Raw genomic sequence first — 23,499 nt, forward strand, 5'->3', positions numbered from 1 at the left:
CCTCACCCCACACGCGAGGAACAGCCCCATGAAAATCATTCTGATCGGCGCCGGCGGTACCATCGGTTCGGCCGTGGCCCGTGAACTGGAACAGCGCCACGAGGTGATCCGGGTCGGTCGCAACAGCGGCGACCTGCAGGCCGATATCAGCGACAGTGCCTCGATTCGCCGCCTGTTCGAGCAGACCGGGCGCTTCGATGCCCTGGTGTGCGCCGCCGGCAACGTGGTGTTCGCGCCCCTGGACGAACTGGACGAACAGGGGTTTGCCCTGGGCCTGAACGACAAGCTGATGGGCCAGGTCAACCTGCTGCTGATCGGTCGCGAGTTCATCAATGACGGCGGCTCGTTCACCTTCACCACCGGCGTCACCAGCCACGACCCGATCCGTACCGGCGCCTCGGCCAGCCTGGTCAACGGTGCCATCGACGCCTTCGTGCGCGCCGCCGCCATCGAGCTGCCACGCGGGCTGCGGGTCAACGCCATCAGTCCGACCGTGCTGCTCGAGGCCATGCCCGACTATGCCCCCTACTTTCGCGGCTTCAAGCCGGTACCGGCGGCCGACGTGGCGCTGGCCTACGCCAAGAGCGTGGAGGGGCTGCAGACCGGGCAAACCTATCACGTGGGCTAGGGCCTTGTGATTGCGCCCCAGGCTGCGTAACGTGACGGCACTTTTCTGGACCCGATGCTGGAGCCCCCCGATGCGTGCCGCCCCTTCGCTGCTGTTAGCCGCCCTGCTGCCCCTGTTCGCCGGTTGCCAGATGCTGGCAGACAAACCCGAGACGGTGTCCACCGTCGGCATGACTCGCCTGCAGGGCGAGCTGTCCGCCGCTGGCGGCCAGTTGCTGTTCAAGCCGTGCGAGGAGAGCCGCCGCTTCGTGGTCCGCGACACCGGCAACACCGGCCTGCTGCAGGAAGCTTCGGCACTGGCGGCAACCCCCGGCACCCTGTTCGCCGACGTGCGCGGCAAGCTGGCCGGCAGCCAGCAGGCCGGTAATGATGGCCAGCTCGACGTGCAACAGCTGTACCGCGTCGAGCACTCCTCCAGCGCCTGCAGCGACCCGAACTTCAAGCGCCTGATCCTGCGCGCCAGCGGCCATGAGCCGGACTGGAACATCAAGGCCAGCGGCCAGGGCATGGTGCTCGACCGCCCAGGCCAGCCCTCGTTGGCGGTGCCGTACCTGGAAGAACAGATGCCCGACGGGCGCCTGTCACTGAGCACCGAAGCCAACGGCCAGCGCATCGACCTGTGGGTCGCCCCGCAGCGCTGCGTGGACATCGCCACCGGCGCGGTCAGCCACCTGAGCGCCGAACTGCGCATCGACGGCCAGACCCTGCGTGGCTGCGGCTACTACGGCGGCTCGCGCAACGACTGACCGGCCGCACGCGTTTAAGCTGCCTTAAGCGCCTGCGAACAGCTTATACTTGGCGGTTTGTGCAAAGCCGCCGGCCCTTTGATGGCCGGGATACTGGACCCTGTCATGCTACGAATCACTGAACTGAAGTTGCCGCTGGATCACCCGGACGAAGCCCTGCGCGAAGCCATCGTGCAGCGCCTGGGGATCAGCGACGACCAGCTGCTGGACTTCACGCTGTTCAAGCGCAGCTACGATGCGCGCAAGAAGAACACCGAACTGCTGTTCATCTACACCATCGACCTGACAGCCAGCAACGAAGCTGAGCTGCTGCAGAAGTTCGCCGACGATCACAACATCACCCCGGCCCCGGACGTCAGCTACAAGCCGGTCGGCCAGGCACCGGCCGAGCTTGCCGAACGCCCGATCGTGGTCGGCTTCGGCCCGTGCGGGATCTTCGCCGGCCTGCTGCTGGCACAGATGGGCTTCAAGCCGATCATCCTCGAACGCGGCAAGGAGGTGCGCCAACGCACCAAGGACACCTGGGGCCTGTGGCGCAAGAGCGTACTCAACCCCGAGTCCAACGTGCAGTTTGGCGAAGGCGGTGCCGGCACCTTCTCCGACGGCAAGCTGTACAGCCAGATCAAGGACCCGAAGCATCACGGCCGCAAGGTGCTGCACGAGTTCGTCAAGGCCGGTGCGCCGGACGAGATCCTGTACGTCAACAAGCCGCACATCGGTACCTTCCGCCTGACCGGCATGGTCGAGAACATGCGCCAGCAGATCGAAGCCATGGGCGGCGAGGTGCGTTTCGAGCAGAAGGTCACCGACCTGATCAGCGAGGGCGAGCAACTGACCGGCGTGGTACTCGAAAGTGGCGAACAGCTGCATTCGCGCCACGTGATCCTGGCCCTGGGGCACAGCGCCCGCGACACCTTCCGCATGCTGCATGCGCGGGGCGTGTTCATGGAAGCCAAGCCGTTCTCCATCGGCTTTCGCATCGAGCACCCGCAGACCCTGATCGACAAGGCCCGCCTGGGCAAGTATGCCGGACACCCGAAACTCGGCGCGGCCGACTACAAGCTGGTGTACCACGCCAAGAACGGACGTTCGGTGTACAGCTTCTGCATGTGCCCGGGCGGCACGGTGGTAGCTGCCACCAGCGAACCGGGCCGCGTGGTGACCAACGGCATGAGCCAGTACTCGCGCAACGAGCGCAATGCCAACTCTGGCATCGTGGTCGGCATCACCCCCGAGCAGGACTACCCGGGCGGCCCGCTGGCCGGCATCGAACTGCAGGAACGCCTGGAGAGCCTGGCCTATGAGCTGGGTGGCAGCAACTACCAGGCACCGGCGCAACTGGTGGGCGACTTTGTCGCCGGCAAGCCATCCACCGCCCTGGGCAGCGTGGAACCCTCGTACAAGCCGGGCGTGAGCCTGGGCGACCTGGCGCTGAGCCTGCCGGCCTTCGCCATCGAGGCGATCCGTGAGGCACTGCCGGCGTTCGACCGCCAGATCAAGGGTTACAACCTGCCCGATGCGGTGTTGACCGGCATCGAGACGCGTACCTCCTCGCCGCTGCGCATCACCCGTGATGCCAGCCTGCAGAGCCTGAACCTGAAGGGGCTGTTCCCCGCCGGTGAGGGGGCTGGGTATGCAGGCGGGATTCTGTCGGCGGGCGTGGACGGAATTCGCGTGGCCGAGGCAGTGGCGCGCAGCATGCTGGGGCTGGACCTGGAAGCTTGAGGTAGGGCTTGCGGGCCGTTTCGCCGGCAAGATCGGCCCCTGCAGGGGTTGGCCTTGCTGGCGGAAAAGCCGCAATAGCATATAACAAAAAAGAATATAGTTTTTGTTCTAAAGCATATCCCCACAGGGTAGGGTGTTCCTCTTCGAATTTCAGGATGGAGGAGCACCCTTGCCTCTACGCAGCACATTCACGCGTTTCTTCCAGCTCGAATCAGCCAGCGGCCTGCTGCTGATTGCCGCGGCTGCCCTTGCGCTGATCATAAACAACTCCCCCCTCTCCTACCTCTACAACGGCCTGCTCGACGTGCCCGTGGTGGCCCAGGTGGGCGCGCTGCAAATCGCCAAGCCCCTGCTGCTGTGGATCAACGACGGCCTGATGGCACTGTTCTTTCTGCTCATCGGCCTGGAGGTCAAGCGCGAGATCATCGACGGCCACCTGTCCAGGCCCTCGCAGATCGTGCTGCCCGGCGCAGCCGCCATCGGCGGCATGGTGGTTCCGGCACTGATCTACTACTTCCTCAACAAGGACAACCCCGCCGCCGTGGCCGGCTGGGCGATCCCCACCGCCACCGACATCGCCTTCGCCCTCGGCGTGCTGGCCCTGCTCGGCAAGCGTGTACCGGTGTCGCTCAAGCTGTTCCTGATGACCCTGGCGATCATCGACGACCTGGGCGCGATCATCGTCATCGCCCTGTTCTACTCCGGCGCCCTGTCCAGCCTGTCGCTGATGCTGGCCGCCGCCTGCCTGGTAGCACTGGTGGCGATGAACCGGATGGGTGTGGTCAAGCTGGGGCCGTACATGGTGATCGGGTTGATCCTGTGGGTGTGCGTACTCAAGAGCGGCGTGCATGCCACGCTGGCCGGTGTCACCCTGGCGCTGACCATCCCGCTGCGCACTCGCAACGCCGAGCCGTCGCCCCTGCTGGCGCTGGAGCACGCCCTTCACCCCTGGGTGGCGTTCGGTATCCTGCCTCTGTTCGCCTTCGCCAATGCCGGCGTGTCGCTGGCCGGCGTCACCGCCGAGAGCTTTACCCACCATGTGCCGATGGGCATCGCGGTCGGCCTGCTGCTGGGCAAGACCGTCGGGGTGTTCGGCCTGACGTGGCTGGCGATCAAGCTGGGCCTGGCCGCCCTGCCCAGTGGCGCCAACTGGGGCCAGGTGCTGGGGGTGGCGATCCTGTGCGGCATCGGCTTCACCATGAGCCTGTTCGTCGGCTCGCTGGCCTTCGTGCCGGGCAGCAGCGAGTACGCCGGCATGGACCGCATGGGCATTCTCACCGGTTCCATCCTGGCAGCGGTGATCGGCTACGCGGTAACCGCCATGGCCAGCCGCAAGGCCGTCGGCAGTTGATGCCGAACCGGCAATGAAAAACCCCGACCGGCGGTGCCGAGTCGGGGTTTTGTTTGCACGCCCTCATAGCCAGAGGGCTGCAGGACAAGGTTCAGTGAGAAACCCGGCTGGTGCCATCCACGGTCATGATGCGAACGCGCTCGCCCACCCGGAAGATTTCGTTCTGCTGAACCTGCTGGACATAGGCGCGCATGCTGCCATCGTCTTCACGCACGGTGATTTCCACACCCTGGGTGCGGGTCAGGCCTTCCTCGGCTGCAGAACCTGCCAGGCCGCCGGCTACCGCACCGATGACTGCCGCGACGATACTGCCACGACCGCCGCCTACCGCGCTGCCGGCCACGCCACCCACGATGGCACCGGCGCCGCCGCCGATCGGGGTCTTGGTGCCTTCGATCTTGACCGGACGCAGCGACTCGATGGTACCCATGCGCACTTGTTGCACGCGACGGGCTTCATCGCGGGAATAGGAATCGCCGGTCAGGTTGGAGGTACAGCCGCCAAGCAGCAGCGACATCGTGGTGAACGACGCCACCAACAAAACTGATTTACGCATAGGATCATCTCCAGAAGACAGGTAGTCATTAGACTCCGCGCGTTGACCACTGTCACGACACACGGTGTATAAAATTGCTTCCATTCAGCGTCGGTACAGGCACTTGATCCCCGCCATGACCCCAACACTCAACAGGCAAGGATAGACATGGATTACTTCATCATCGCCGTAACCACCCTGGCGGGTCTGTATTTTCACGGGTGGCTGTATGTACGCATCAAGCGCTGGATGGACCGCGACCTGGCCCTGTCGCTGGCCGGGGACGACGAGCACAAACGCGTCTTCATGCTACAACGTCTGGACAGCGCCAGGGCGCAAAAGGTCAAACGCAAGGAATTGGCGGCCTGGCTGGAACGCGCGGCCGCCGAATACCGCGCCGGTTAAGGGGCCAGGCGCTCGCGCAGCCACAGACCCTGTTTGAGCCGGTAGTTGAGACGATCATGCAGGCGGCTCGGGCGGCCCTGCCAGAACTCGATGCGTTCCGGCAGCAGGCGGTAGCCACCCCAGTGCTCGGGGCAGTGCGGCTGGGTATCGCTGAAGCGCTGCTCGGTGGCCTTGACCAGATCCTGCAGCTCTTCACGGTTGGCGATCACCCGGCTCTGCGGCGATGCCCAAGCGCCCAGGCGGCTACCCAGCGGGCGTACCTGGTAATACGCATCGGATTCCTGCGCCGTGACCTTCACCACCTTGCCTTCGATGCGCACCTGGCGTTCCAGGGTGGGCCAGAAGAAGGTCATGGCGGCGAACGGGTTGGCGCGCAGGTGATGGCCCTTGGCACTTTCGTAGTTGGTGAAGAAGGTGAAGCCCTGCTCATCCAGCCCCTTGAGCAGCAGGATACGGCAATGCGGACGCCCCTCGCCGTCCACCGTTGCCAACGTCATGGCGTTGGCTTCGACGGGCGGCTGCTCGGTCTTGACGGCATCCTCGAACCATTGGTGAAACAACGCGAACGGCTCTGCCGGCGCCTGGGTTTCGGTCAGGCCGTCGCGAGTGTAGTCGCGGCGCATATCGGCCAGGGTCTGGGTCATGCTGCGTTTCCTTGACGATCAGTTGGTCTTCGCAGGGCTGGTGCTGCTGGCAACGACTTTCTTCGCGGCCGGGGCGGCTTTCTTGGCGGCCGGCTTGGCAGCGGCTGCAGCCGGCTTCTTCTTGGCCACCGGCTTGGCGGCCGGGGCTTTTTTCGCAGTGGCTTTCGCCGCTGGTTTGGTGGCGGGCTTGGCAGCGGCCTTGACCGGCGCCTTGACGTCCTGCACGGCAACCAGTTCGGCCGGGCTAGGGGTCGGCTGCTGGTACTTGGCCACCAGCGCCAGCATGGTGTTCTGTGGCGTCAACAGCAGCTCGACGCGGCGGTTCAGGGCGCGGCCCTGCACACTGTCGTTGGCGGCGCGCGGCGCCACCGACCCCATGCCACGCAGCATCAGGCGATCACGCTGCAGGCCGCTGAGGCGGAAAATCGCCGATACCGACTGGGCGCGCTCCTGGCTCAGCTTCTGGTTTGCAGCAGCTGCGCCGCTGCTGTCGGCATGGCCGAGTACCAGCACGGCGGTCTTGGAGTCGGTCTCGATCACCTTGGCCACGCGCGTGATCGGGCCGAGGGTGGCCGGCAACAGCATGGCGGGGCGGTCAGGGTTGTACGAAGAGTCGACCGGCACGGTCACCACCAGCACGTCTTCGCGGCGCTCGAGCTCGAACTTGCTGTCCTTGATCGCTTCGCGCAGCTTGGGCTCGTAGTCGTCGAGCCAGGCCTGGGTGGCCTTGACGTCGATCTTGGGTACCGCCTGGGCCTGGCTCTGGGCCTTGTCGCTGTTTCCGAACGGCCACCACCAGCGGCTGCTGCTTTCGGACTTGGCATCAGCCTGGGCGACCTTCTCGGTGACCACATCCTTCACGTCCTTTTCGGCCACCTTGTCGGAGCCGAAGGGCCACCAGCCATGGCCGCCATCGGCCGAGCCGTTCTGAGGGTGCTGTGCGCAACCGGTCACGGCCAGGCACAGGGCGAGAGCTAAGGTTTTATGTGAAGACATCAGCGATACACCATGAAAATGAAAGAAATTTGACCCGACAGCGCAGGCTGTTGGAATCCAGAATAGACAATGGGTTCCGGTTGCAGGGACTTACCCGATCAAAGGCAGCCGGCCAGCACCCGAACCAGTTTCTGTGCCCGCGGGTCCATCAGGACATACGGGCCCAGGGTATTGGTGACAAAGCCAAAGGCCACGTCGTGTTCCGGATCGGCAAAACCGACCGAGCCGCCGGCCCCCGGGTGTCCGAAAGCCTTGGCGCCCAGCCCGAACGTGGCGTTGGGCACCTGTGGCTGATCAAGCATGCAGCCCAGGCCGAAGCGGGTCTGGGTCAGCAGGGTCATGTCCTGGCCTAGGCTGTGTTCGCGGGTCAGTTCGTCGAGCAGTTCCGATTCCAGCAGGCTGCCGTCCAGCAGCCCGGCATAGAACCCGGCCAGGCTGCGTGCGTTGCCGTGGCCGTTGGCCGCCGGTTGCTGCATGCGTCGCCACTCAGGCTTGTTGGTACTGGTCAGGATGGCTGGCGGGTTGGTGAAGGCGCGGGTGGACAACGCCTCGGGCTCACGCATCGTCACCTGCAGCAGCCGCTTGGCTGCCTCGTCACCCGGGTTGCCTTTGCCCCGGGCGATGTGCGCGACACGGTAGAACTCTTCATCGTCCAGTCCCACATGGAAATCCAGCCCCAGGGGCCTGGCGGTGCGCGCCACGATCGACTCGCCCGGGCCGCGGCCGTCGGCGCGGCGAATCAGCTCGCCCAGCAGCCAGCCGTAGGTGATCGCGGCGTAGCCGTGGGCGGTGCCGGGGGTCCACCAGGGGGCTTCGGCGGCCAGGGTGTCGACCATGGTCTGCCAGTCGTACAGGGCTTCGGCGGGCAGCAACTGGCGGATCGCCGGCAGGCCGGCCTGGTGGCACAGCAGTTGGCGCAGGGTTACCGAGCTCTTGCCGGCCTGGGCAAATTCTGGCCAGTAGCGAGCGACCGGTGCATCCAGCGCCAGCTTGCCTTCGGCCACCAGTTGCAGGGCGGTGACGGCGGTGAAGGTTTTTGTGCAGGAGAACAGGTTGGCGATGGTATCGCTGTGCCAGGCTTGCTGGCCGTCCTTGTCGGCGGTGCCGGCCCAGAGGTCGAGGACCGTTTCGCCACCGACCTGGATGCACAGTGCGGCGCCGCGTTCCTGGGGATCATCGAAAAGTGCTGCGAAGGCTTCGCGTACCGCCTCGAACTGGAGTTCGTAATGACCTTGAATCTGCACCCGTAATTACCCCGCCGTACTGCGCCACAAAATGGCTGGCATTGTTCCAGCACTGGAGGTTTTTGGGAACACCGCAAAGCCAGGCGGTCCCCTTGCGCTCTCAGGCGCCTACCGTGCCGGCATTACCAGCGGCTTGTTCAGTTGCTCCACCACCCCAAGATTGCTCTTGCGCACACTCTCCACAAACCCCTGAAACGGCACGTCGGTAATCCCCACCAAGCCGAAATGCCCATTCTCGCCATCGAGCAAACGCCCGCTGGCCGGCTGATCCAGGTACTGGAACCAGTGCACTCCCACAATCGAAGGCTCCTTCAAGGCCGCCTTGACGAAGTTCGCATAGGCCGGCCCACGGTCCTCCTCACGCGCCACTTCCATCGGCCCCGGCCCGAACGGCCCACGATCACGCGAGCCAAACTGGAACTCCGACACCAGCACCGGCTTGTCCAGCGCATTGAGCTGGGCAAAGTCGTAGCCATCCTGCGGCGTGGGTGCATACACATTGAAGCTCACCACATCACAGTACTTGGCACACGCCGCCACCGCTTCAGGCGTACTCACCGCAAACCGCCCACCCAGCAGCAGGTGATTGGGCGCATGCCATTTCAGCGAGTCGGAGATGGTCTTGAAGTAGGTCTCGGCAAACACCCGCTGGAAATACTTGAAGTCGGCCTCGATTTCCGGGTGCGCGGGGTCGGGCAGCGGCGGCTCGAAACCCGGGTCCTCCATCAGTTCCCACGCCGTCAGTTCGATGCCCCACGCCTTGGACAGGCCTTCCTGGTTGCGGTACTTGTCGCGCAGCTGCTTGAGAAAGGCACGCTTGGCCGGCGAGTCGGTGGTCAGGCGCAAGGTGCCGTAGGCCAGCGCATAACGCTGCTTCGGTTCATTACCCGGCACCGCCCAGGCCAGCTCGTTGTCGGCGAAATAGCCAATCAGCCACGGATCGTCGCGATGGTCGCGCGCGGCAATCGCCACAGCACGTTCGGTGGCCATGGCAAAGCGCGGGTCGAACGGGTCGGGCATCGCACCCCACCAGTCCACCCCCGTGCTGATGCTGGTGTAGTCGCCGCCGATGGACAACGGCAGGGTGTAGGGCAGGCGTTCGCTCTGCAGGCCGTTGTCGCTCCAGTTGCCCAGGGTGTTGAAACCCCAGGCCTGCAGGCGATCCAGGCTCTGGCCCTGCCAGCGCGCCTGGTCGAACGTCGGCGTGGCGTGGCCACGGCCCAGGTTGGCGGCGTAGAAGTCGAACCAGCGCCCCTTGCCGAAACCGCGCCCCTGGGAAGAACCGTTGCCGTCCAGGTTGTCGCCCTGGCCGTAGTACTGCGCCAGCGGGGTCTGCGCCTCGGGCAAGGCGGTGAACATCGACTCGCGCCCTTCCACGTAGGTGCGACCGCCATCGGCCGCCACGGCATTGACCCCCAGCGAGTAGAACGGATGCCCCAGCGGCGTGACCAGAAACCAGCGACCCTCACGCTTTTCGGTGCGAAAGAACCCCTTGGCCTCGAATGCCTCAGCGCCAAGCAGGCCGCCGAACGTGTCCAGCTTGAGCTTGCTGCGCTCGTCCAGCCAGCCCTTGAGCTGCTGCTGCTCGCGCTGGGCAGCCGCCTTGAGCTGGTCGTCACTGCTGATCTTTTCGGGCCAGCGACCACGGGTGGACTGCCCATAACCGTCGATGAGGCCGGCATAGGCGGCCTTTTGCAGCACGTCGTCGTCCTGCACGCCAAAGCGCTCGATCAGCAGACTCTGCGCCACCTTGGGCCTGGGCATCGACAGCGTGACCGATACCACCTGCTTGAGGTCGGCCTTGCCCTCGCTGCTAGTCAGCAGCACCCGCTGGCCCTGATGACGGAACGGCATCGGCGGACCGACGCGCATGCCCTGGGTGAGCGGCGAGCTGGCGGTCAGCGGTACCATTACGGTCTGTGCCGGGCCGGCCGGCAGGTCGATGCGGCTGGTGAGGGTACTGCCGTCGCTGCTGAGCACCGTCACGTCGACGCTCAGCGCCCAGTCCATGGCGCTCTGCATGCGCAAGGTCAGCGCGGTAGCGCCCGTCCAGTCCCACACCCCGGTCTGCGGGCTAAGGCGCAGGCTCGGGCGCTCCACGGGGTTGAACACCACGCGCCGCAGTACCTCGCCCTCGGCTGTCTGCTCCGCATTGTACTGCGGCAGGCTGGCATCTTCGGTCACCACATTGACCACCGCGGCCGGGCGAACGAAGTTGAACAGCGTCTGTTGCCCGGCCAGCAGCGGCGAGCTGAACAACAGTGCAATCACGGCAGGCAGGGTACGGCGCAACATAGGGCTGGAGTTCTCCTTGATGGCCCTTGCGGGCCTTGATCTGTGCAATAGACAACGGGGCACTGCAAAGCGCTGTGCCGCTCAGGAAATTTCCCGGCGAAACGGCGGCAGCGCATTGAGGATAGCCTTGCCGTAGCGCTGGGTGACCACGCGCCGGTCAAGCAGGGTGATGGTGCCGCGGTCCTGTTCGGTACGCAGCAGGCGCCCGCAGGCCTGGATCAGGCGCAGCGAGGCATCCGGCACGGCGATCTCCATGAACGGGTTGCCGCCACGGGCCTCGATCCACTCGGCCAGGGCCGCCTCGACCGGGTCGTCCGGCACCGCGAAGGGAATCTTGGCGATGACCACGTGCTCGCAGTAAGCACCCGGCAGGTCGACCCCTTCGGCAAAGCTGGCCAGGCCGAACAGCACGCTGGAGTCACCGCCGTCGACGCGCGCCTTGTGCTTGTTGAGGGTTTCCTGCTTGGACAGGTTGCCCTGGATGAACACCTGCTTGCGCCAGTCGCGGTCCAGGCCGTCGAACACGTCCTGCATCTGCTTGCGCGACGAGAACAGCACCAGCGAGCCACGCGAGCCTTCCACCAGCTCGGGCAGGTCGCGGATGATCGCGGCGGTATGCGCCGGAGCATCGCGCGGGTCGGCACGCAGGTCCGGCACGCGCAGCACGCCCGCATCCACGTGGTGGAACGGGCTGGGCACCACCGCCGTGACGGCCAGCTTGGGCAGCCCGGCGCGCATGCGAAAGCGATCGAACTTGCCCAGCGCGGTCAGGGTGGCCGAGGTCACCAGGGCGCCATGGGCGACGTTCCACAGGTTGCGGCGCAGCATCTCGGCCGCCAGGATCGGGCTGGCGTTGACCTCGATATCGAACAGCGCACCGCTTTCGGCCAGGGTCAGCCAGCGCGCCATCGGCGGGCTGTCTTCCGGGTCTTCGGCGGTAAAGGCGGTCCACAGCTCCCAGTTGCCCTGGGCACGGGTCTGCAGGCTGCCGAACAACGGGTACCACTCCTCGGCCTGGTGGCTGGGGATGCCGATGCTGACTTCGGCGTCCATGCCTTCCTTGAGCAGGTCGGTGAGTCGGGTGAACAGGTCGGTCAGGCGCGAAAAGCCCTTTTTCAGTTCGATGCCCATCTCGCGCATGTGCTCGGGCACCACGCCGCCGACGAAGCGATAGCGCGGGCGTTCGCGACCTTCCATGTCTTCGCCCGGGCGAAACTCCGCCACCTGCTCGCAGGCGCTGAACATGAACTGCTGCTGGGCCTTGATCTCGCGGGCCAGTTCCGGCACCTGCTCGATGTACTTGCCCAGGTCGCCCGGCAACGGGTTCTGCGCCAGCAGCTTGGCCAGGTTCTTGGCGGTCTGCTCGAGCCAGTCGGCGGTCGAGCGCAGGCGGGTGTAATGGGCAAAATGGCCGATGGCCTTGTCGGGCAGGTGATGGCCTTCGTCGAACACATAGATGGTGTCGCGCGGGTCGGGCAGCACGGCGCCGCCGCCCAGGGCCAGGTCGGCCAGCACCATGTCGTGGTTGGTGACGATCACGTCGACCTTGCCCATGCCCTCGCGGGCCTTGTAGAAGGTGCACTGCCCGAAGTTGGGGCAGTGGCGGCCGGTGCACTGGCTGTGGTCGGTGGTCAGGCGCGACCAGTCCTGGTCTTCCAGGGCCTGTGGCCAGCTGTCGCGGTCGCCGTCCCATTTGTTGCCGGCCAGCTTCTCGATCATGCTGGTGAACAGCTTCTGACTGGCCTCGTCCACCTCGATGCGAAAGCCCTCCTCCTCGAACAGCTGCGCGGTGGCGGTCTGGGCGTGGCCTTCCTGCAGCAGCAGGTCGAGCTTGGACAGGCACAGGTAGCGACCACGCCCCTTGGCCAGGGCGAAGCTGAAGTTCAGGCCACTGTTGCGCATCAGGTCCGGCAGGTCCTTGAACACGATCTGTTCCTGCAGGGCCACGGTGGCGGTGGCGATCACCAGGCGCTTGCCAGCAGCCTTGGCCGCGGGAATCGAGGCGAGGCTGTAGGCCACCGTCTTGCCGGTACCGGTGCCGGCCTCGACCGCGACCACGGCGGGCTCGCCGCTGCGGCGGCCTTCGTCGTCCACGGCGATGTCGCCCAGCACCTTGGCCACTTCGGCGATCATCAGACGCTGGCCGTAGCGGGGCTTGAGGCTCTTGGCTTCGAGAAAACGCGAATAGGCGCCCTGAATCTGGGATTTGAGTTCGTTGCTGATCATGGTGTCGGGGCGCCCGGAGGGCTGGATAAATTTTCAGTGTTTCGAATGGGTCGCTATCATACCCCGCTATTGCCCCTTGCGCCGAATGGAGTTCCCGATGACCGCCTTTGCCATCCCCTACAGCCTGCATTTGCTGGCCGCCCTGATCTGGGTGGGCGGCATGTTCTTCGCCTGGCTGATCCTGCGCCCGGCCATGGTGGCCGCGCTTGACGGCCCTTCACGGCTGACGCTGTGGGTAGAAGTGTTTCAACGTTTTTTCGTGTGGGTCTGGGTTGCGGTCGCGGTGCTGGCGATCACCGGCGTTGGCATGATGCACATGCGCTTCTCGGGGTTCGAGACTGCGCCACGTTATGTGCAGGTGATGATTGGCGCAGGGATTGCGATGTTTGCGCTGTTTCTGAGAATCCAGGCGCTGCTGCTGCCAGAGTTGCGCAAGGCGGTGAAGGCGCAGGACTGGCCCGCCGGGGCCGCAGTGCTCGGGCGCATTCGGCGCCTGGTGGGGATCAATCTGCTGCTGGGTATTGCGGTGGTGCTGGTGGCGTCGAGCCGGCTGCTGGTGTGAGGTGATCGCTTCGCCAGCAAGGCGGGCTCCTGCAAAGGCCACGTTTGCCTGCAGGAGCCGACCTGGCCGGCGAAGCGGCCCTGAAGATCAGAGGCGCTGAAGAATCAGCTCCCCGTCAGCCCCGGCTGCCCCCGGTTGCCCGGGCTGCCCGGGTCTTCCCGTCGCCCCTGCATCGGTGCGGTACACCAGGCAACCCTTGCTGGCCCCGCCTGCGCCCGGCTTGCCCGGCGCACCTGCCAGCCCCGGCGCACCGCCGTCGAGCCTGACCTTGATCTGCTCGGCCGGGAAGCTGGCAGGCAGTGCCAGGCGCACCCGGCCTCCGGGCGCCCCGTCATGGCCATCGCCACCGTTGTCGCCATTGGCGCCACGGCTGGCCTGGCCCCAGGTGCAACCACCCGCCTTGCCGTTACCGCCATCGAGCCCCACATACCCCGGTGCCCCCGCGCCGCCACGGGCGTCGATGGCCAGTTCTGAAGCCTCCAGCGCCTGAATGCGCAAGCTCAGGTCACGTCCGGGCCTGGCGACCCGCTCATAGGTACCCGGCGCACCGTGGGCAGCAATCTCACTGCCCTGGCCCAACTGCGCCTGGGCCACTTCCATGCTCAGCGCATGCTCGGCCGGCACGATGGCAATGCGCGCCTGGTTGCCCAGGTGCAGCTCATCCACCTTCAATTCCACCAGGCTCGCCGGCAACACCAGGGTGGCCGAATCCGCCACCTCCAGGCGCTGCAGGTGCACCACGCTGGCCTTGTTCGGCAGGCGCAGCACCGAGTGCGCCGCCACGCTGATCGCATCGGCCAGGGCCAACGGGCTGAACAGTGCTGCCAACAACACGACCTTACGCATGACCAGCCTCCTGGCGCGGGGCCGGTATCGATTGGATATGAAAGATGCCGACCAGCAGAATCTGCAAACGGTCGAACCAGCGATGGCTGCGCTCACGCAACCGTCCGTTGAACATCAGCACCTCGAGCACGTGCAGCACCAGCAGCATGGCCCCCGCGAGGTTGATCAGCTGGTGGAACGGCTTGTCTGCCGGCATCAGCAGATTCACCAGTACCACCCACCAGAACACTACCGTCAGGGCCTTGCCCAGCCCCCACAACGCCTTCATACCCGCGCCCCTTGTTGTTGCGTTTTCTTGTTTGGCGGCCCGCTTACGCGACACAGGCACTGCACGCCACATTACCGGCTGGCACCCTCCGGATGCCAGCCCCGCTGTCGATCAATTGAGGTGCAATTCGACCCGGCGATTCTGCGCGCGGCCCGCATCGGTTTCGTTGTCGGCAATCGGCTCGCGCTCGCCACGCCCCTGGCTGGTGATTTTCTGCGGTGCCAGGCCTTGGCTGATCAGGTACTCGGCCACGCTGCTGGCACGCCGCTCGGACAACGCCTGGTTGTAGGCATCGCTGCCACGGCTGTCGGTGTGTCCGATCACCTTGATGCTGGCCACGCTCGGGTCATTGAGCTTGCCGGTCAGGGTACGCAACTGCTGCTGGGCGGCCGGGGTGAGTTCGGCCGAGTCGTAGGCGAACATCACGCTGCCCTGGTCGTTGAGGGTGATCACCTCGGGCTCAGGCGCCGGGGCCTTCTCGCTCGGCGGGTATTGGGGCAACGGGCAACCGTTGTGGCTCACCGGGGTGTTGGGCGGGGTATCGGGGCAGCGGTCGCGGCGGTCGAACACGCCATCGCCGTCTTCGTCACCGTCCTGGGCAAAGCAGATCAGGCCACCGGCGATGGCACCCAGCGCCGCGCCGCCACCGGCCCAGGCAGAGCTTTCGATGGCGCCCAGGCCGCCACCCACGGCGCCGCCCAGCAGGCTGCATAGGGGCCAGGTTCTTTGGTTCAACGGGGCGCTGCCATCGCTGTGGGTGGCGCAACCGGACAGCAGGCTGGCGACCACGAGCACGGGCAGCGCAGCCTTGGTGATTACATTCATGGGGAATGCTCCTGTGTCACCGGCCAGTACCGGTCACACAGGAGTAAAGACGCGCCCGCGACACTTCACAAGCCGCGGGGCGCAAGGGCTTCAGCGATCGATGCGAATTTCCACGCGGCGGTTCATCGCGCGTCCGTCGGCGGTGTTGTTGTCTGCCACCGGCTGGGTTTCACCGGCGCCCTGCACCGAAACGAAACTGCTGCGCGCAATGCCGCTCTCGACCAGGTAGTCGGTCACCGAATGGGCGCGGCGCTCCGAGAGTTTCTGGTTGTAGGCATCGCTGCCGCGGCTGTCGGTGTGCCCGGTGACGCTCAGGCGTGCGCTCGGGGCTTCGGCCTTGAGGCGCGTGGCGATCTTGTCCAGGCGCAGTTTGTCGGCCGTGGTGAGCCTGGCCGAGTCGAACTCGAACAGCACATCGCGGATCACGATGACCTCTTCCTTGACCACCACGACTTCCTCGACCACCGCGACCGGCTCCGGCGGGCAGCCGTTGGCATCGACCTGAACGCCACGCGGGGTGCCCGGGCACTTGTCACGGCTGTCCGGTACGCCATCACCGTCTTCGTCGCCGTCGCCATGGGCCCAGCAGTAACCGGCCGCCAGACCGCCGCCGAGCAGCGCGCCCCAGCCGGCCCAGCTGGAGCTTTCGATGGCGCCCAGGGCGGCACCGCCAACGCCCCCGACGGCGGCACACTTCGGCCAGTCGGTTTTTTGCAAACCTGCACAACCAGTCAATACGCTGGTTAGCAGAACCAGAGGCAATGCTGTGCGAACTATGCTCATTTTGTCGCGTCTCCTAGGGGGAATCGGTGCAAAACCGATGCTCTGGGAGTAAAGACCGGTGATTCCATCTGCGCCAGCAATAAGCCATGGCGCTTTGCGCGTGCCTCTATGCCTTGCGTCGCGGGCCGGCTAGTCTTGACGCATTAACGAGGAGCTTCGATGACTGACCGTTTTTCTTCGCGCACGCCCCAGCAGGCCCTCGCCGCCCTGCTGGAGCACCATGCCCCGCAACGCCTGTTGCTGGTGGGCACGTCGTTTCCGGCACTGGAGGCCTTCGCCGCCGCGCACCCGCAGGCGCAGATCGCCGTGGCCCGCCCCGGCGCGCTGCCGGCCGAGCTTGCCGCGCAGCGTTTCGACCTGGCGGTGCTGGTGGACTGCCTGGAACACCTGAGCAACCAGCAGGGCCTGCAACTGCTCGGCGGCATTCGTAACCTCAACGCCAGCCGCGTGGCGGTGCTGGTCGACCTTGCGGCCAGCGGCTGGCGCGACACCGACTTCTACGCACTGGCGCTGCAGGACAGCGAGCGTTTTCAACGTGACGAGCAGGTATTGAACCTGTTCACCTATGATCTACGTGACTACAAACAGGTACCCGACTGGCTCAACGCCAAGTTCTGGGCCAACCCGCAAAATTTTGGAAAGTACTGGTGGTGATGCAATGAGTGTCTCGGTTTGCCCGTGCGGCAGCGGTAACCTGCTCGATGCCTGCTGCGGGCATTATCATGCCGGCCACCCGGCGCCCGATGCACAGACGCTGATGCGCTCGCGCTACAGCGCCTATGTGCTGGGGCTGGTGGATTACCTGATCAAGACCACCCTGCCGGTGCAGCAGGCCGGGCTGGATCGCGCCGGCATTGCCGCCTGGAGCGCGCAAAGCACCTGGCTGGGCCTGGAGGTCGAGAGCGCCGAGGTGTTCGGCGGCCAGCCCGATCACGCGTTCGTCACCTTCACGGCGCGCTGGCACGACAACGACGGCGAGCACAGCCACCGCGAGCGCTCGGCCTTCGTGCACAACGGCGGGCACTGGTACTTCATCGACCCCACGGTGGGCCTCAAGGCCGGGCGCAACGACGCCTGCCCATGCGCCAGCGGGCAGAAGTTCAAGAAGTGCTGCGCCAGCTACATGAGCCATTAGTCATGACCACCTGCGCCCGTCGGCTGCTCATCGGCCTGCTGCTGATGAATCTGGCGGGCTGCGCCAGCTGGTGGGGCGACAGCTACCAGGACCCCGGCGTGCACCTGGTGCGGGTCGAGACAGTAAAGGCGCGGCTGATGCAGCAGGAGTTCATCCTGCACTTTCGCATCGACAATCCCAACGACAGCACCCTGCAGGTGCGCAACCTGCATTACGCGGTGTACCTGGCCGACCTGTTGCTGGTCGAAGGCGACCACGGCCAGTGGTTTCGGGTGGACGCGCACAGTCGGCGCACCATCCAGGTACCGGTGCGTACCAACCTGTGGCGCCAGCTCAAGCCCATCGCCAAGCTGCTCAAGCGCCCCGATCAGGCCATCCCCTATCGCCTGGAGGGTGAGCTGAGCACCGGATTATTCTTTGCCCACGACCTGCACTTGTTGCGCAAGGGTGAGATAATTCCCGCCGATCTCATTCCGGAGTAACCCTCGATGACCCAGCAACCCCACGTTCATGGCCCCGACTGCAATCACGATCATGACCATCACGCGCATGATCATGACCACGGCCATGTGCATGGCCCGCACTGCAACCATGCCCCTCAGGAACCTGCGCGCAATGCCCTGAAGGACGTTGGCCGCAACGACCCTTGCCCATGCGGCAACGGCAAGAAGTTCAAGAAGTGCCACGGGGCCTGATGCCTCCCCTGTGGGAGCGGGCCTGACCCGCTCCCACACACGTTGCGCCTCGACATCAAGCACAGTTCCAGCAGACGACCATCAAACGGAGCGTGACCATGATCGACCTGTATTACTGGACCACCCCCAACGGCCACAAGATCACCCTGTTTCTCGAAGAGACCGGCCTGCCCTACACCCTTCACCCGATCAACATCGGCAAGGGCGAGCAATTTGCCGAAGACTTTCTGAAAATCGCCCCCAACAACCGCATCCCGGCCATCGTCGACCACGACACCGCCGACGGCCAGCCGCTGTCGCTGTTCGAGTCCGGGGCCATCCTGCTCTACCTCGCCGAAAAAACCGGGCAGTTCATTCCCAAGGACCTGCGCGGCCGCCAGGAGGCCCTGCAATGGCTGTTCTGGCAAATGGGCGGCCTGGGCCCGATGGCCGGGCAGAACCACCACTTCAACCGCTTCGCCCCCGAGAAGATCCCCTACGCCATCAAGCGCTACGTGGACGAAACCGCGCGCCTGTACGGGGTACTGAACAAGCGCCTGGCCGACCGACCATTCGTCGCCGGCAACGACTACAGCATCGCCGACATGGCGATCTACCCGTGGATCGTTTCGCACACCTGGCAGCAGCAGAACCTGGACGACTTCCCGGCCCTCAAAGGCTGGTTCCAGCGCATCCAGGCACGCCCCGCCACACAGCGCGCCTACGCCCTGGTCGAGCAGATCAACCCGCCGCCAGCCTGAACCACGACAAGGCCGCGCGGTACTTTGAAAATAAAGCCCGCGCCCCCGCTTGCATGGCGTGATCGCGCTCACTAACGTAGCGCCTTTTAGCGCCATCCCCTGCAGGAGCCTTGCCCATGGCCTCGCCAGCCCTTTCCCCCGTTCTACCCCGGTTCGGCGTCGCCGCGACCCTGCTCGGGCTGCTCAGCCTGGGCGGTTGCCAACTGGGCAACCATCAGGACAGCGTCATCCCCACCAGCGGCGTGCAACCGCTCAAGGGGCTGGCACAGAACGTCTCGGTGCGGCGCAACGCCCTGGGCATGCCGCTGATCGAGAGCAGCAGCTTCCACGATGCGCTGTTCACCCTGGGCTATGTGCACGCCGGCGATCGCATCGGGCAGATGGTCGGCATGCGCCTGCTGGCCCAGGGGCGCCTGGCCGAGATGGCCGGCCCGGATGCGCTGGAGGTCGACCGCTTCATGCGCGCGGTCAACCTGAAAAAGAACGCCAGCGACCTCTACGCCGACGCCTCGCCGCGCCTCAAGCGCTTCTTCGAGGTGTACGCACGCGGGGTCAACGCCTACCTGTTCCGCTACCGCGACCGCCTGCCGGCCCCGTTGGCCCAGAGCGGCTACCGCCCCGAGTACTGGAAGCCTGAAGATTCGGCGCTGATCTTCAGCCTGTACAGCTTCAGCCAGTCGGTGAACCTGCAGGAAGAAATCGCCGCACTGACCCTGGCGCAGAAAGTCGGTGCCGACACACTGCCGTGGCTGCTGCCCAGCTACCCGGACGAACCGCTGGCCATGGCCGAAGCCGACAAGCTCAAGGGTTTGAACCCGGGCAGCCAGCTGCCGGGCCTGGCCACACTGAACAAGGTCAGCGAGCAACTGGCCGCGCTCAACCTGCTGGGCACCCCGGCGTCGAGCAACTGGGCCATCGCCCCGCAGCGCAGCCGCAGCGGCCGCAGCCTGCTGGCCAGCGACAGCCAGGGCGCCTGGGTCTTGAGCCCGGTGCAGGTACGTACCACCAAATACCAGGCCGCCGGCTTCAGCCTGGCCGGCCTGCCGTTCGTGCTGTCCGGCTTCAACGGCAAGCTGGCCTGGAGCAGCAGCGCGGCAATGGGCGACAACCAGGACCTGTACCTGGAAAAACTCAAGCGCGAAGGCAACCGCGTGCTCTATGAAGTCGACGGCCGCTGGCAGCCGGTGCAGGCGCGCAACGAGACCTACTTCGTCAAGGGCCAGCGCCCGCAACGCGAAACCCTTTACGAAACCCGCCACGGCGCCCTGCTGACCGGCACCCAGGGCAGCCTCGGCCTGGCCCTGAAGATGCCCGAACTCAAGGGCGACAAGAGCCTTGATGCGTTCTTCGACCTGTCGCGGGCACAGAGCGTCGAACGTGCCTTCGACGCCAGCCGCGAAATCGGCGCCGCCGCGCTGAACCTGGTGTTCGCCGACGCCGCCAACGTGGGCTGGCAGGTTACCGGCCGCTACCCCAACCGCCGCGAAGGCCAGGGCCTGCTGCCCTCCCCAGGTGCCGACGGGCGCTATGACTGGGATGGCTACGCCGACGCCATGCTCCACCCCTACGACCAGGACCCGCCGCAAGGCTGGCTGGGCAATGCCAACCAGCGCAGCATTCCCAAGGGCTATGGCCTGCAACTGTCCAACAGCTGGTACTACCCCGAGCGTGCCGAACGCCTGGCGCAGCTGGCCGGCAACGGCAAGCACGACAGCCGCAGCCTGATCGCCATGCAGTACGACCAGACCACCCTGTTCGCCGCCAAGCTCAAGGCCATGTTCGAAGCACCCGGCATGGCCCAGCCGCTCAAGCAGGCCATCGACGCCCTGCCCGCCGAGCAGAAGGCCCGCGCCCGCGAGGCCTACACCCGGCTGATGGCGTTCGACGGGCGCCTGAGCCCGCAATCGGCGGATGCCGCGGTGTACGAACTGTTCCTGCAGCAAAGCGCCCGGCAGATCTTCCTCGATGAACTGGGGCCTGAAACCAGCCCGAGCTGGCAAGCCTTCGTCGCCAATGCGCGGCTGTCGTACTCGGCCCAGGCCGATCACCTGCTGGGCCGCGACGACAGCCCGTTCTGGGACGACCGCAACAGCCCGGGCAAGCAGGACAAGCCGACGATCCTGGCCCGCAGCCTGGCCGCGGCCATCAGCGCCGGCGAAGCGCAGATGGGCACCGACCGCCGGGCCTGGCAATGGGGCAAGCTGCACCAGTACCACTGGCCCGTCAGCGCACCCTATGGCCTGGGCGACACGCTCAAGCGCGGCCCGCTGGCCACCGGCGGCGACCACACCACACTCAACGCCTCGGCCTATGCCTGGGGCCAGGACTTCGATGCCCGCCTGGTGCCGTCGATGCGCATGGTAGTCGACTTCGGCCTGGCCGAGCCGTTGCAGGGGGTGAGCAGCAGCGGGCAGTCGGGCAACCCGGCCAGCGCGCATTTCGCCGACGGCCTGGATGCCTGGTTCAAGGGCAGCTACGTGACCTTCCCGATGCAGCCGCAGAACTTCGAACGCGCCTACGGCAGCAAGCGCCTGACCCTGGTGCCCGGCAAGTAACCCCTTCGGCTCGCCGTCGCCCTGGCGGCGAGCCCCCTTCTCACCCCGCGCTGATCCATATCAAAGTGCCACCCTCGTCCATCGGCTATAACCGGGTTTGTCTGATGACCCTATAAAAACGATTGCGGATACGTGCCTACAGGACCCCCTGCGGCCGCATCCAAAGGACGATTGCGATGGCTTCTCTTGTATCGCGTCTGGCCATGCTTGGCTCGACGCTGCTGTTTGCGTACCCCGCGTCTGCCAGTGAGCCGCCCCCGGCAACGGCAGCCGAACGCGGCGCCTACATTGCCCGTCTGGGCGACTGCGTGGCCTGCCACACTGCCAAGGGCGGCGAGTTGATGGCCGGCGGCCTCGAACTGACCACGCCGATGGGCACCATCTACTCCAGCAACATCACCCCCGACAAGGTCACCGGCATCGGCCGCTATACCTTCGAGCAGTTCGACCGCGCCATGCGCGAAGGGGTGAACGCGGCCGGCACCAACCTGTACCCGGCCATGCCCTACCCCTCCTACGCGAAAATGACCGAAGGCGACATGCGCGACCTGTACGCCTACCTGATGGAGGACGTGAAGCCGGTCAACCAGCCCAACCTGGAAGCGGACATGAAGTTTCCGTTCAGCCAGCGCTGGGGCCTGTCGCTGTGGAACCTGGTGTTTCTCGACAAGCAACCCTTCGTGGCCGACCCGGCCCGCAGCGACGAGCTCAACCGCGGCGCCTACCTGGTACAGGGCCTGGGCCACTGCGGCGCCTGCCATACCCCGCGCGGCGTGGCCTTCCAGGAAAAGGCCATGGACGACGCCGGCAGCGGCGGCCAGCACTTCCTGGCCGGCGAGACCGTGGAGCACTGGCGCGCCCTGAGCCTGCGCAACCTGTGGACGGTGGACGACACCGTGCAGTTGCTCAAGACCGGGCAGAACCGCTTTGCCACGGTGTCGGGCAACATGGCCGAGGTGATCTCCCACAGTACCCAGCACTTCACCGACGCCGACCTCACCGCCATCGCGCGCTACCTCAAGTCGTTGCCACCGGGCAAGGACGACCTGCCGATGCCGATGGTGGAACGAACCCCTGCCCCAGCGCCGGACAACCTGTTCACCAGCCGCGGCGGGCTGGGCTACACGCAGTTCTGCAGCGACTGCCACCGCCCGGACGGCGCCGGCGTGGCGGGCATGTTCCCGCCACTGGCGCACAACCCCAGCGTGGCCTCGGCCAACCCGACCTCGCTGCTGCACATCACCCTGACCGGCTGGCAGACCGCCGAAACCGTCGCCCACCCACGGGTGTACACCATGCCCGGGTTCTCGCGCCTGACCGACACCGAGATCGCCGAGATCCTCACGTTCGTGCGCAGCAGCTGGGGCAACGACGGCTCGGCGATCAGCGCAGCGCAGGTGGCCAAGCTGCGCCAGCAGCTCAAGCCCCAGGACCGCGACGCCTCGACCTTCGAGACCCCGCGCCTGGCCGACCTGCTGGCGGCCAGCAATGCCGATGAGGTGGTGCGCGGCATGCGCCTGCACCTGCAGACCCGTGACCTGCTGCCCGACAACGTCGGCAACGCGCTCAACTGCACCAGTTGCCACCTGAACGCCGGCACCGTGGCCGACGGTTCGCCGTTCGTCGGGGTATCGGCCTTCTTCCCCGGCTATGCGCCACGGGCGGGCAAGGTGATCACCCTGGAGGAGCGCATCAACGGCTGCTTCCGGCGCTCGATGAGCGGCTCGCCGCTGCCACCGCAAGGGGCCGACATGCAGGCGATGGTGGCGTACTTCGAGTGGATGAAGAACAACACCAAGCCCGAGGACAAGGTGCCAGGGCGCGGCGTAGGCAAGGTCGACCCGTCGATCAAGCCCGACCTGGACAACGGCAAGCAGGTGTATGCCCAGCAGTGCGCGGTGTGCCATGGCAACGACGGCGAAGGCCTGACCCGCGCCGACGGCACCTGGATCTTCCCGCCGCTGTGGGGCGAGCAGTCGTTCAACATCGGTGCCGGCATGGCGCGCACCTACACTGCGGCCGCCTTCGTCAAACGCAACATGCCGATCGGCATGCACGAGAAGTTCCCGCTCGGCCAGGGCGGCCTGTCCGACCAGGACGCGGTGGACGTGGCGGCCTGGTTCTCCAGCCAGCCACGCCCGGACTTCCCCGACAAGGTCAAGGACTGGCCCAACGGCGGGCGCCCGGTAGACGCGCGCTACTGAAGCAGCCCCCCTGCAGCGTCGCCGGCAGTACGCCGGCGACGCTTTCGGATCGAACTTCACCGGCCCGGCCGCGCTCCTAGGTTAAACCCCCA

At 65.9% G+C, this 23,499-nt stretch carries 23 protein-coding genes; 13 read left to right on the plus strand and 10 right to left on the minus strand.

Annotated elements, in window-relative coordinates:
* Nucleotides 1-28: 28 nt before the first annotated feature.
* The 4 genes from N0B28_RS20100 to nhaA all read left to right on the plus strand — a co-directional run bounded on the left by N0B28_RS20100 (nt 29) and on the right by nhaA (nt 4,449).
* A complete protein-coding gene (locus tag N0B28_RS20100; RefSeq protein ID WP_275728310.1) occupies nt 29-628 on the plus strand; it encodes a short chain dehydrogenase in 600 nt (199 codons plus the stop codon).
* Between the two features lie 70 nt (nt 629-698).
* Nucleotides 699-1,373, plus strand: a complete 675-nt coding sequence (locus N0B28_RS20105) for a membrane protein (protein ID WP_043862615.1) — start codon at nt 699-701, stop codon at nt 1,371-1,373.
* Between the two features lie 105 nt (nt 1,374-1,478).
* Nucleotides 1,479-3,098 (plus strand): NAD(P)/FAD-dependent oxidoreductase, encoded by a 1,620-nt coding sequence (locus tag N0B28_RS20110; protein WP_043862616.1) that lies wholly within the window; start codon nt 1,479-1,481, stop codon nt 3,096-3,098.
* Nucleotides 3,099-3,267: 169 nt separating this feature from the next.
* Nucleotides 3,268-4,449, plus strand: coding sequence for a Na+/H+ antiporter NhaA (nhaA, locus tag N0B28_RS20115; RefSeq protein ID WP_078480555.1), 1,182 nt, complete (start codon nt 3,268-3,270; stop codon nt 4,447-4,449).
* Nucleotides 4,450-4,540: 91 nt separating this feature from the next.
* Here the strand turns inward: nhaA and N0B28_RS20120 are convergent, their stop codons facing one another.
* Entirely contained in the window at nt 4,541-5,005 is a 465-nt protein-coding gene (locus N0B28_RS20120) for a glycine zipper 2TM domain-containing protein (RefSeq protein WP_043862618.1), read from the minus strand.
* 147 nt (nt 5,006-5,152) lie between these two features.
* Between N0B28_RS20120 and N0B28_RS20125 the strand changes: the two genes are divergently transcribed.
* Entirely contained in the window at nt 5,153-5,389 is a 237-nt protein-coding gene (locus tag N0B28_RS20125; protein WP_043862619.1) for a hypothetical protein, read from the plus strand.
* On the opposite strand, the gene pdxH is transcribed toward N0B28_RS20125, so the two are convergent.
* The 5 genes from pdxH to dinG form a co-directional block, all read right to left on the minus strand.
* The gene (gene pdxH, locus N0B28_RS20130) at nt 5,386-6,033 is read right to left on the minus strand and encodes a pyridoxamine 5'-phosphate oxidase (RefSeq protein WP_043862620.1); all 648 of its coding nucleotides are present in this window, start codon (nt 6,031-6,033) and stop codon (nt 5,386-5,388) included. The genes N0B28_RS20125 and pdxH overlap by 4 nt on opposite strands.
* 18 nt (nt 6,034-6,051) lie before the next feature.
* Nucleotides 6,052-7,029 carry an OmpA family protein gene (locus tag N0B28_RS20135; protein ID WP_054914729.1) on the minus strand — a complete coding sequence of 326 codons (978 nt, stop codon included), beginning with the start codon at nt 7,027-7,029 and terminating at the stop codon, nt 6,052-6,054.
* A gap of 98 nt (nt 7,030-7,127) precedes the next feature.
* A complete protein-coding gene (locus N0B28_RS20140) occupies nt 7,128-8,273 on the minus strand; it encodes a serine hydrolase domain-containing protein (RefSeq protein WP_054914730.1) in 1,146 nt (381 codons plus the stop codon).
* Between the two features lie 108 nt (nt 8,274-8,381).
* Nucleotides 8,382-10,568: a beta-galactosidase gene (locus tag N0B28_RS20145; protein ID WP_213606164.1), complete on the minus strand. Its 2,187-nt coding sequence runs from the start codon at nt 10,566-10,568 to the stop codon at nt 8,382-8,384.
* A gap of 81 nt (nt 10,569-10,649) precedes the next feature.
* The gene (gene dinG, locus N0B28_RS20150; RefSeq protein WP_043862624.1) at nt 10,650-12,794 is read right to left on the minus strand and encodes an ATP-dependent DNA helicase DinG; all 2,145 of its coding nucleotides are present in this window, start codon (nt 12,792-12,794) and stop codon (nt 10,650-10,652) included.
* 97 nt (nt 12,795-12,891) lie between these two features.
* Between dinG and N0B28_RS20155 the strand changes: the two genes are divergently transcribed.
* Nucleotides 12,892-13,356 (plus strand): CopD family protein, encoded by a 465-nt coding sequence (locus N0B28_RS20155; protein ID WP_043862625.1) that lies wholly within the window; start codon nt 12,892-12,894, stop codon nt 13,354-13,356.
* An 87-nt stretch (nt 13,357-13,443) separates the two neighbouring features.
* On the opposite strand, the gene N0B28_RS20160 is transcribed toward N0B28_RS20155, so the two are convergent.
* The 4 genes from N0B28_RS20160 to N0B28_RS20175 all read right to left on the minus strand — a co-directional run bounded on the left by N0B28_RS20160 (nt 13,444) and on the right by N0B28_RS20175 (nt 16,078).
* Nucleotides 13,444-14,202, minus strand: coding sequence for a hypothetical protein (locus N0B28_RS20160; RefSeq protein ID WP_043862626.1), 759 nt, complete (start codon nt 14,200-14,202; stop codon nt 13,444-13,446).
* On the minus strand, nt 14,195-14,470 hold the full coding sequence (locus N0B28_RS20165; RefSeq protein ID WP_043862627.1) for a DUF1145 domain-containing protein: 276 nt from the start codon (nt 14,468-14,470) through the stop codon (nt 14,195-14,197). Before N0B28_RS20165 ends, N0B28_RS20160 begins: the two co-directional genes overlap by 8 nt.
* Before the next feature lie 111 nt (nt 14,471-14,581).
* The gene (locus N0B28_RS20170) at nt 14,582-15,295 is read right to left on the minus strand and encodes an OmpA family protein (protein WP_054914734.1); all 714 of its coding nucleotides are present in this window, start codon (nt 15,293-15,295) and stop codon (nt 14,582-14,584) included.
* Between the two features lie 90 nt (nt 15,296-15,385).
* Nucleotides 15,386-16,078: an OmpA family protein gene (locus tag N0B28_RS20175; RefSeq protein WP_043862629.1), complete on the minus strand. Its 693-nt coding sequence runs from the start codon at nt 16,076-16,078 to the stop codon at nt 15,386-15,388.
* Between the two features lie 159 nt (nt 16,079-16,237).
* On the opposite strand from N0B28_RS20175, the gene N0B28_RS20180 reads away from it, so the two are divergent.
* The 7 genes from N0B28_RS20180 to N0B28_RS20210 all read left to right on the plus strand — a co-directional run bounded on the left by N0B28_RS20180 (nt 16,238) and on the right by N0B28_RS20210 (nt 23,407).
* Nucleotides 16,238-16,732, plus strand: coding sequence for a DUF6231 family protein (locus N0B28_RS20180; protein ID WP_043862630.1), 495 nt, complete (start codon nt 16,238-16,240; stop codon nt 16,730-16,732).
* 4 nt (nt 16,733-16,736) lie between these two features.
* Nucleotides 16,737-17,213, plus strand: coding sequence for a YchJ family protein (locus N0B28_RS20185; RefSeq protein ID WP_043862631.1), 477 nt, complete (start codon nt 16,737-16,739; stop codon nt 17,211-17,213).
* A gap of 2 nt (nt 17,214-17,215) precedes the next feature.
* Nucleotides 17,216-17,695, plus strand: coding sequence for an LEA type 2 family protein (locus N0B28_RS20190; RefSeq protein ID WP_275728335.1), 480 nt, complete (start codon nt 17,216-17,218; stop codon nt 17,693-17,695).
* 6 nt (nt 17,696-17,701) lie between these two features.
* Nucleotides 17,702-17,908 carry an SEC-C metal-binding domain-containing protein gene (locus N0B28_RS20195; RefSeq protein WP_078480560.1) on the plus strand — a complete coding sequence of 69 codons (207 nt, stop codon included), beginning with the start codon at nt 17,702-17,704 and terminating at the stop codon, nt 17,906-17,908.
* A 98-nt stretch (nt 17,909-18,006) separates the two neighbouring features.
* A complete protein-coding gene (locus tag N0B28_RS20200) occupies nt 18,007-18,648 on the plus strand; it encodes a glutathione binding-like protein (RefSeq protein ID WP_043862633.1) in 642 nt (213 codons plus the stop codon).
* 116 nt (nt 18,649-18,764) lie between these two features.
* Nucleotides 18,765-21,203 carry a penicillin acylase family protein gene (locus N0B28_RS20205; protein ID WP_275728341.1) on the plus strand — a complete coding sequence of 813 codons (2,439 nt, stop codon included), beginning with the start codon at nt 18,765-18,767 and terminating at the stop codon, nt 21,201-21,203.
* Between the two features lie 176 nt (nt 21,204-21,379).
* Nucleotides 21,380-23,407 carry a c-type cytochrome gene (locus N0B28_RS20210; protein ID WP_213606169.1) on the plus strand — a complete coding sequence of 676 codons (2,028 nt, stop codon included), beginning with the start codon at nt 21,380-21,382 and terminating at the stop codon, nt 23,405-23,407.
* Nucleotides 23,408-23,499 lie beyond the last annotated feature (92 nt).

Source organism: Pseudomonas sp. SD17-1 (assembly GCF_029201585.1).
Classification (GTDB): Bacteria; Pseudomonadota; Gammaproteobacteria; order Pseudomonadales; family Pseudomonadaceae; genus Aquipseudomonas; species Aquipseudomonas palmensis.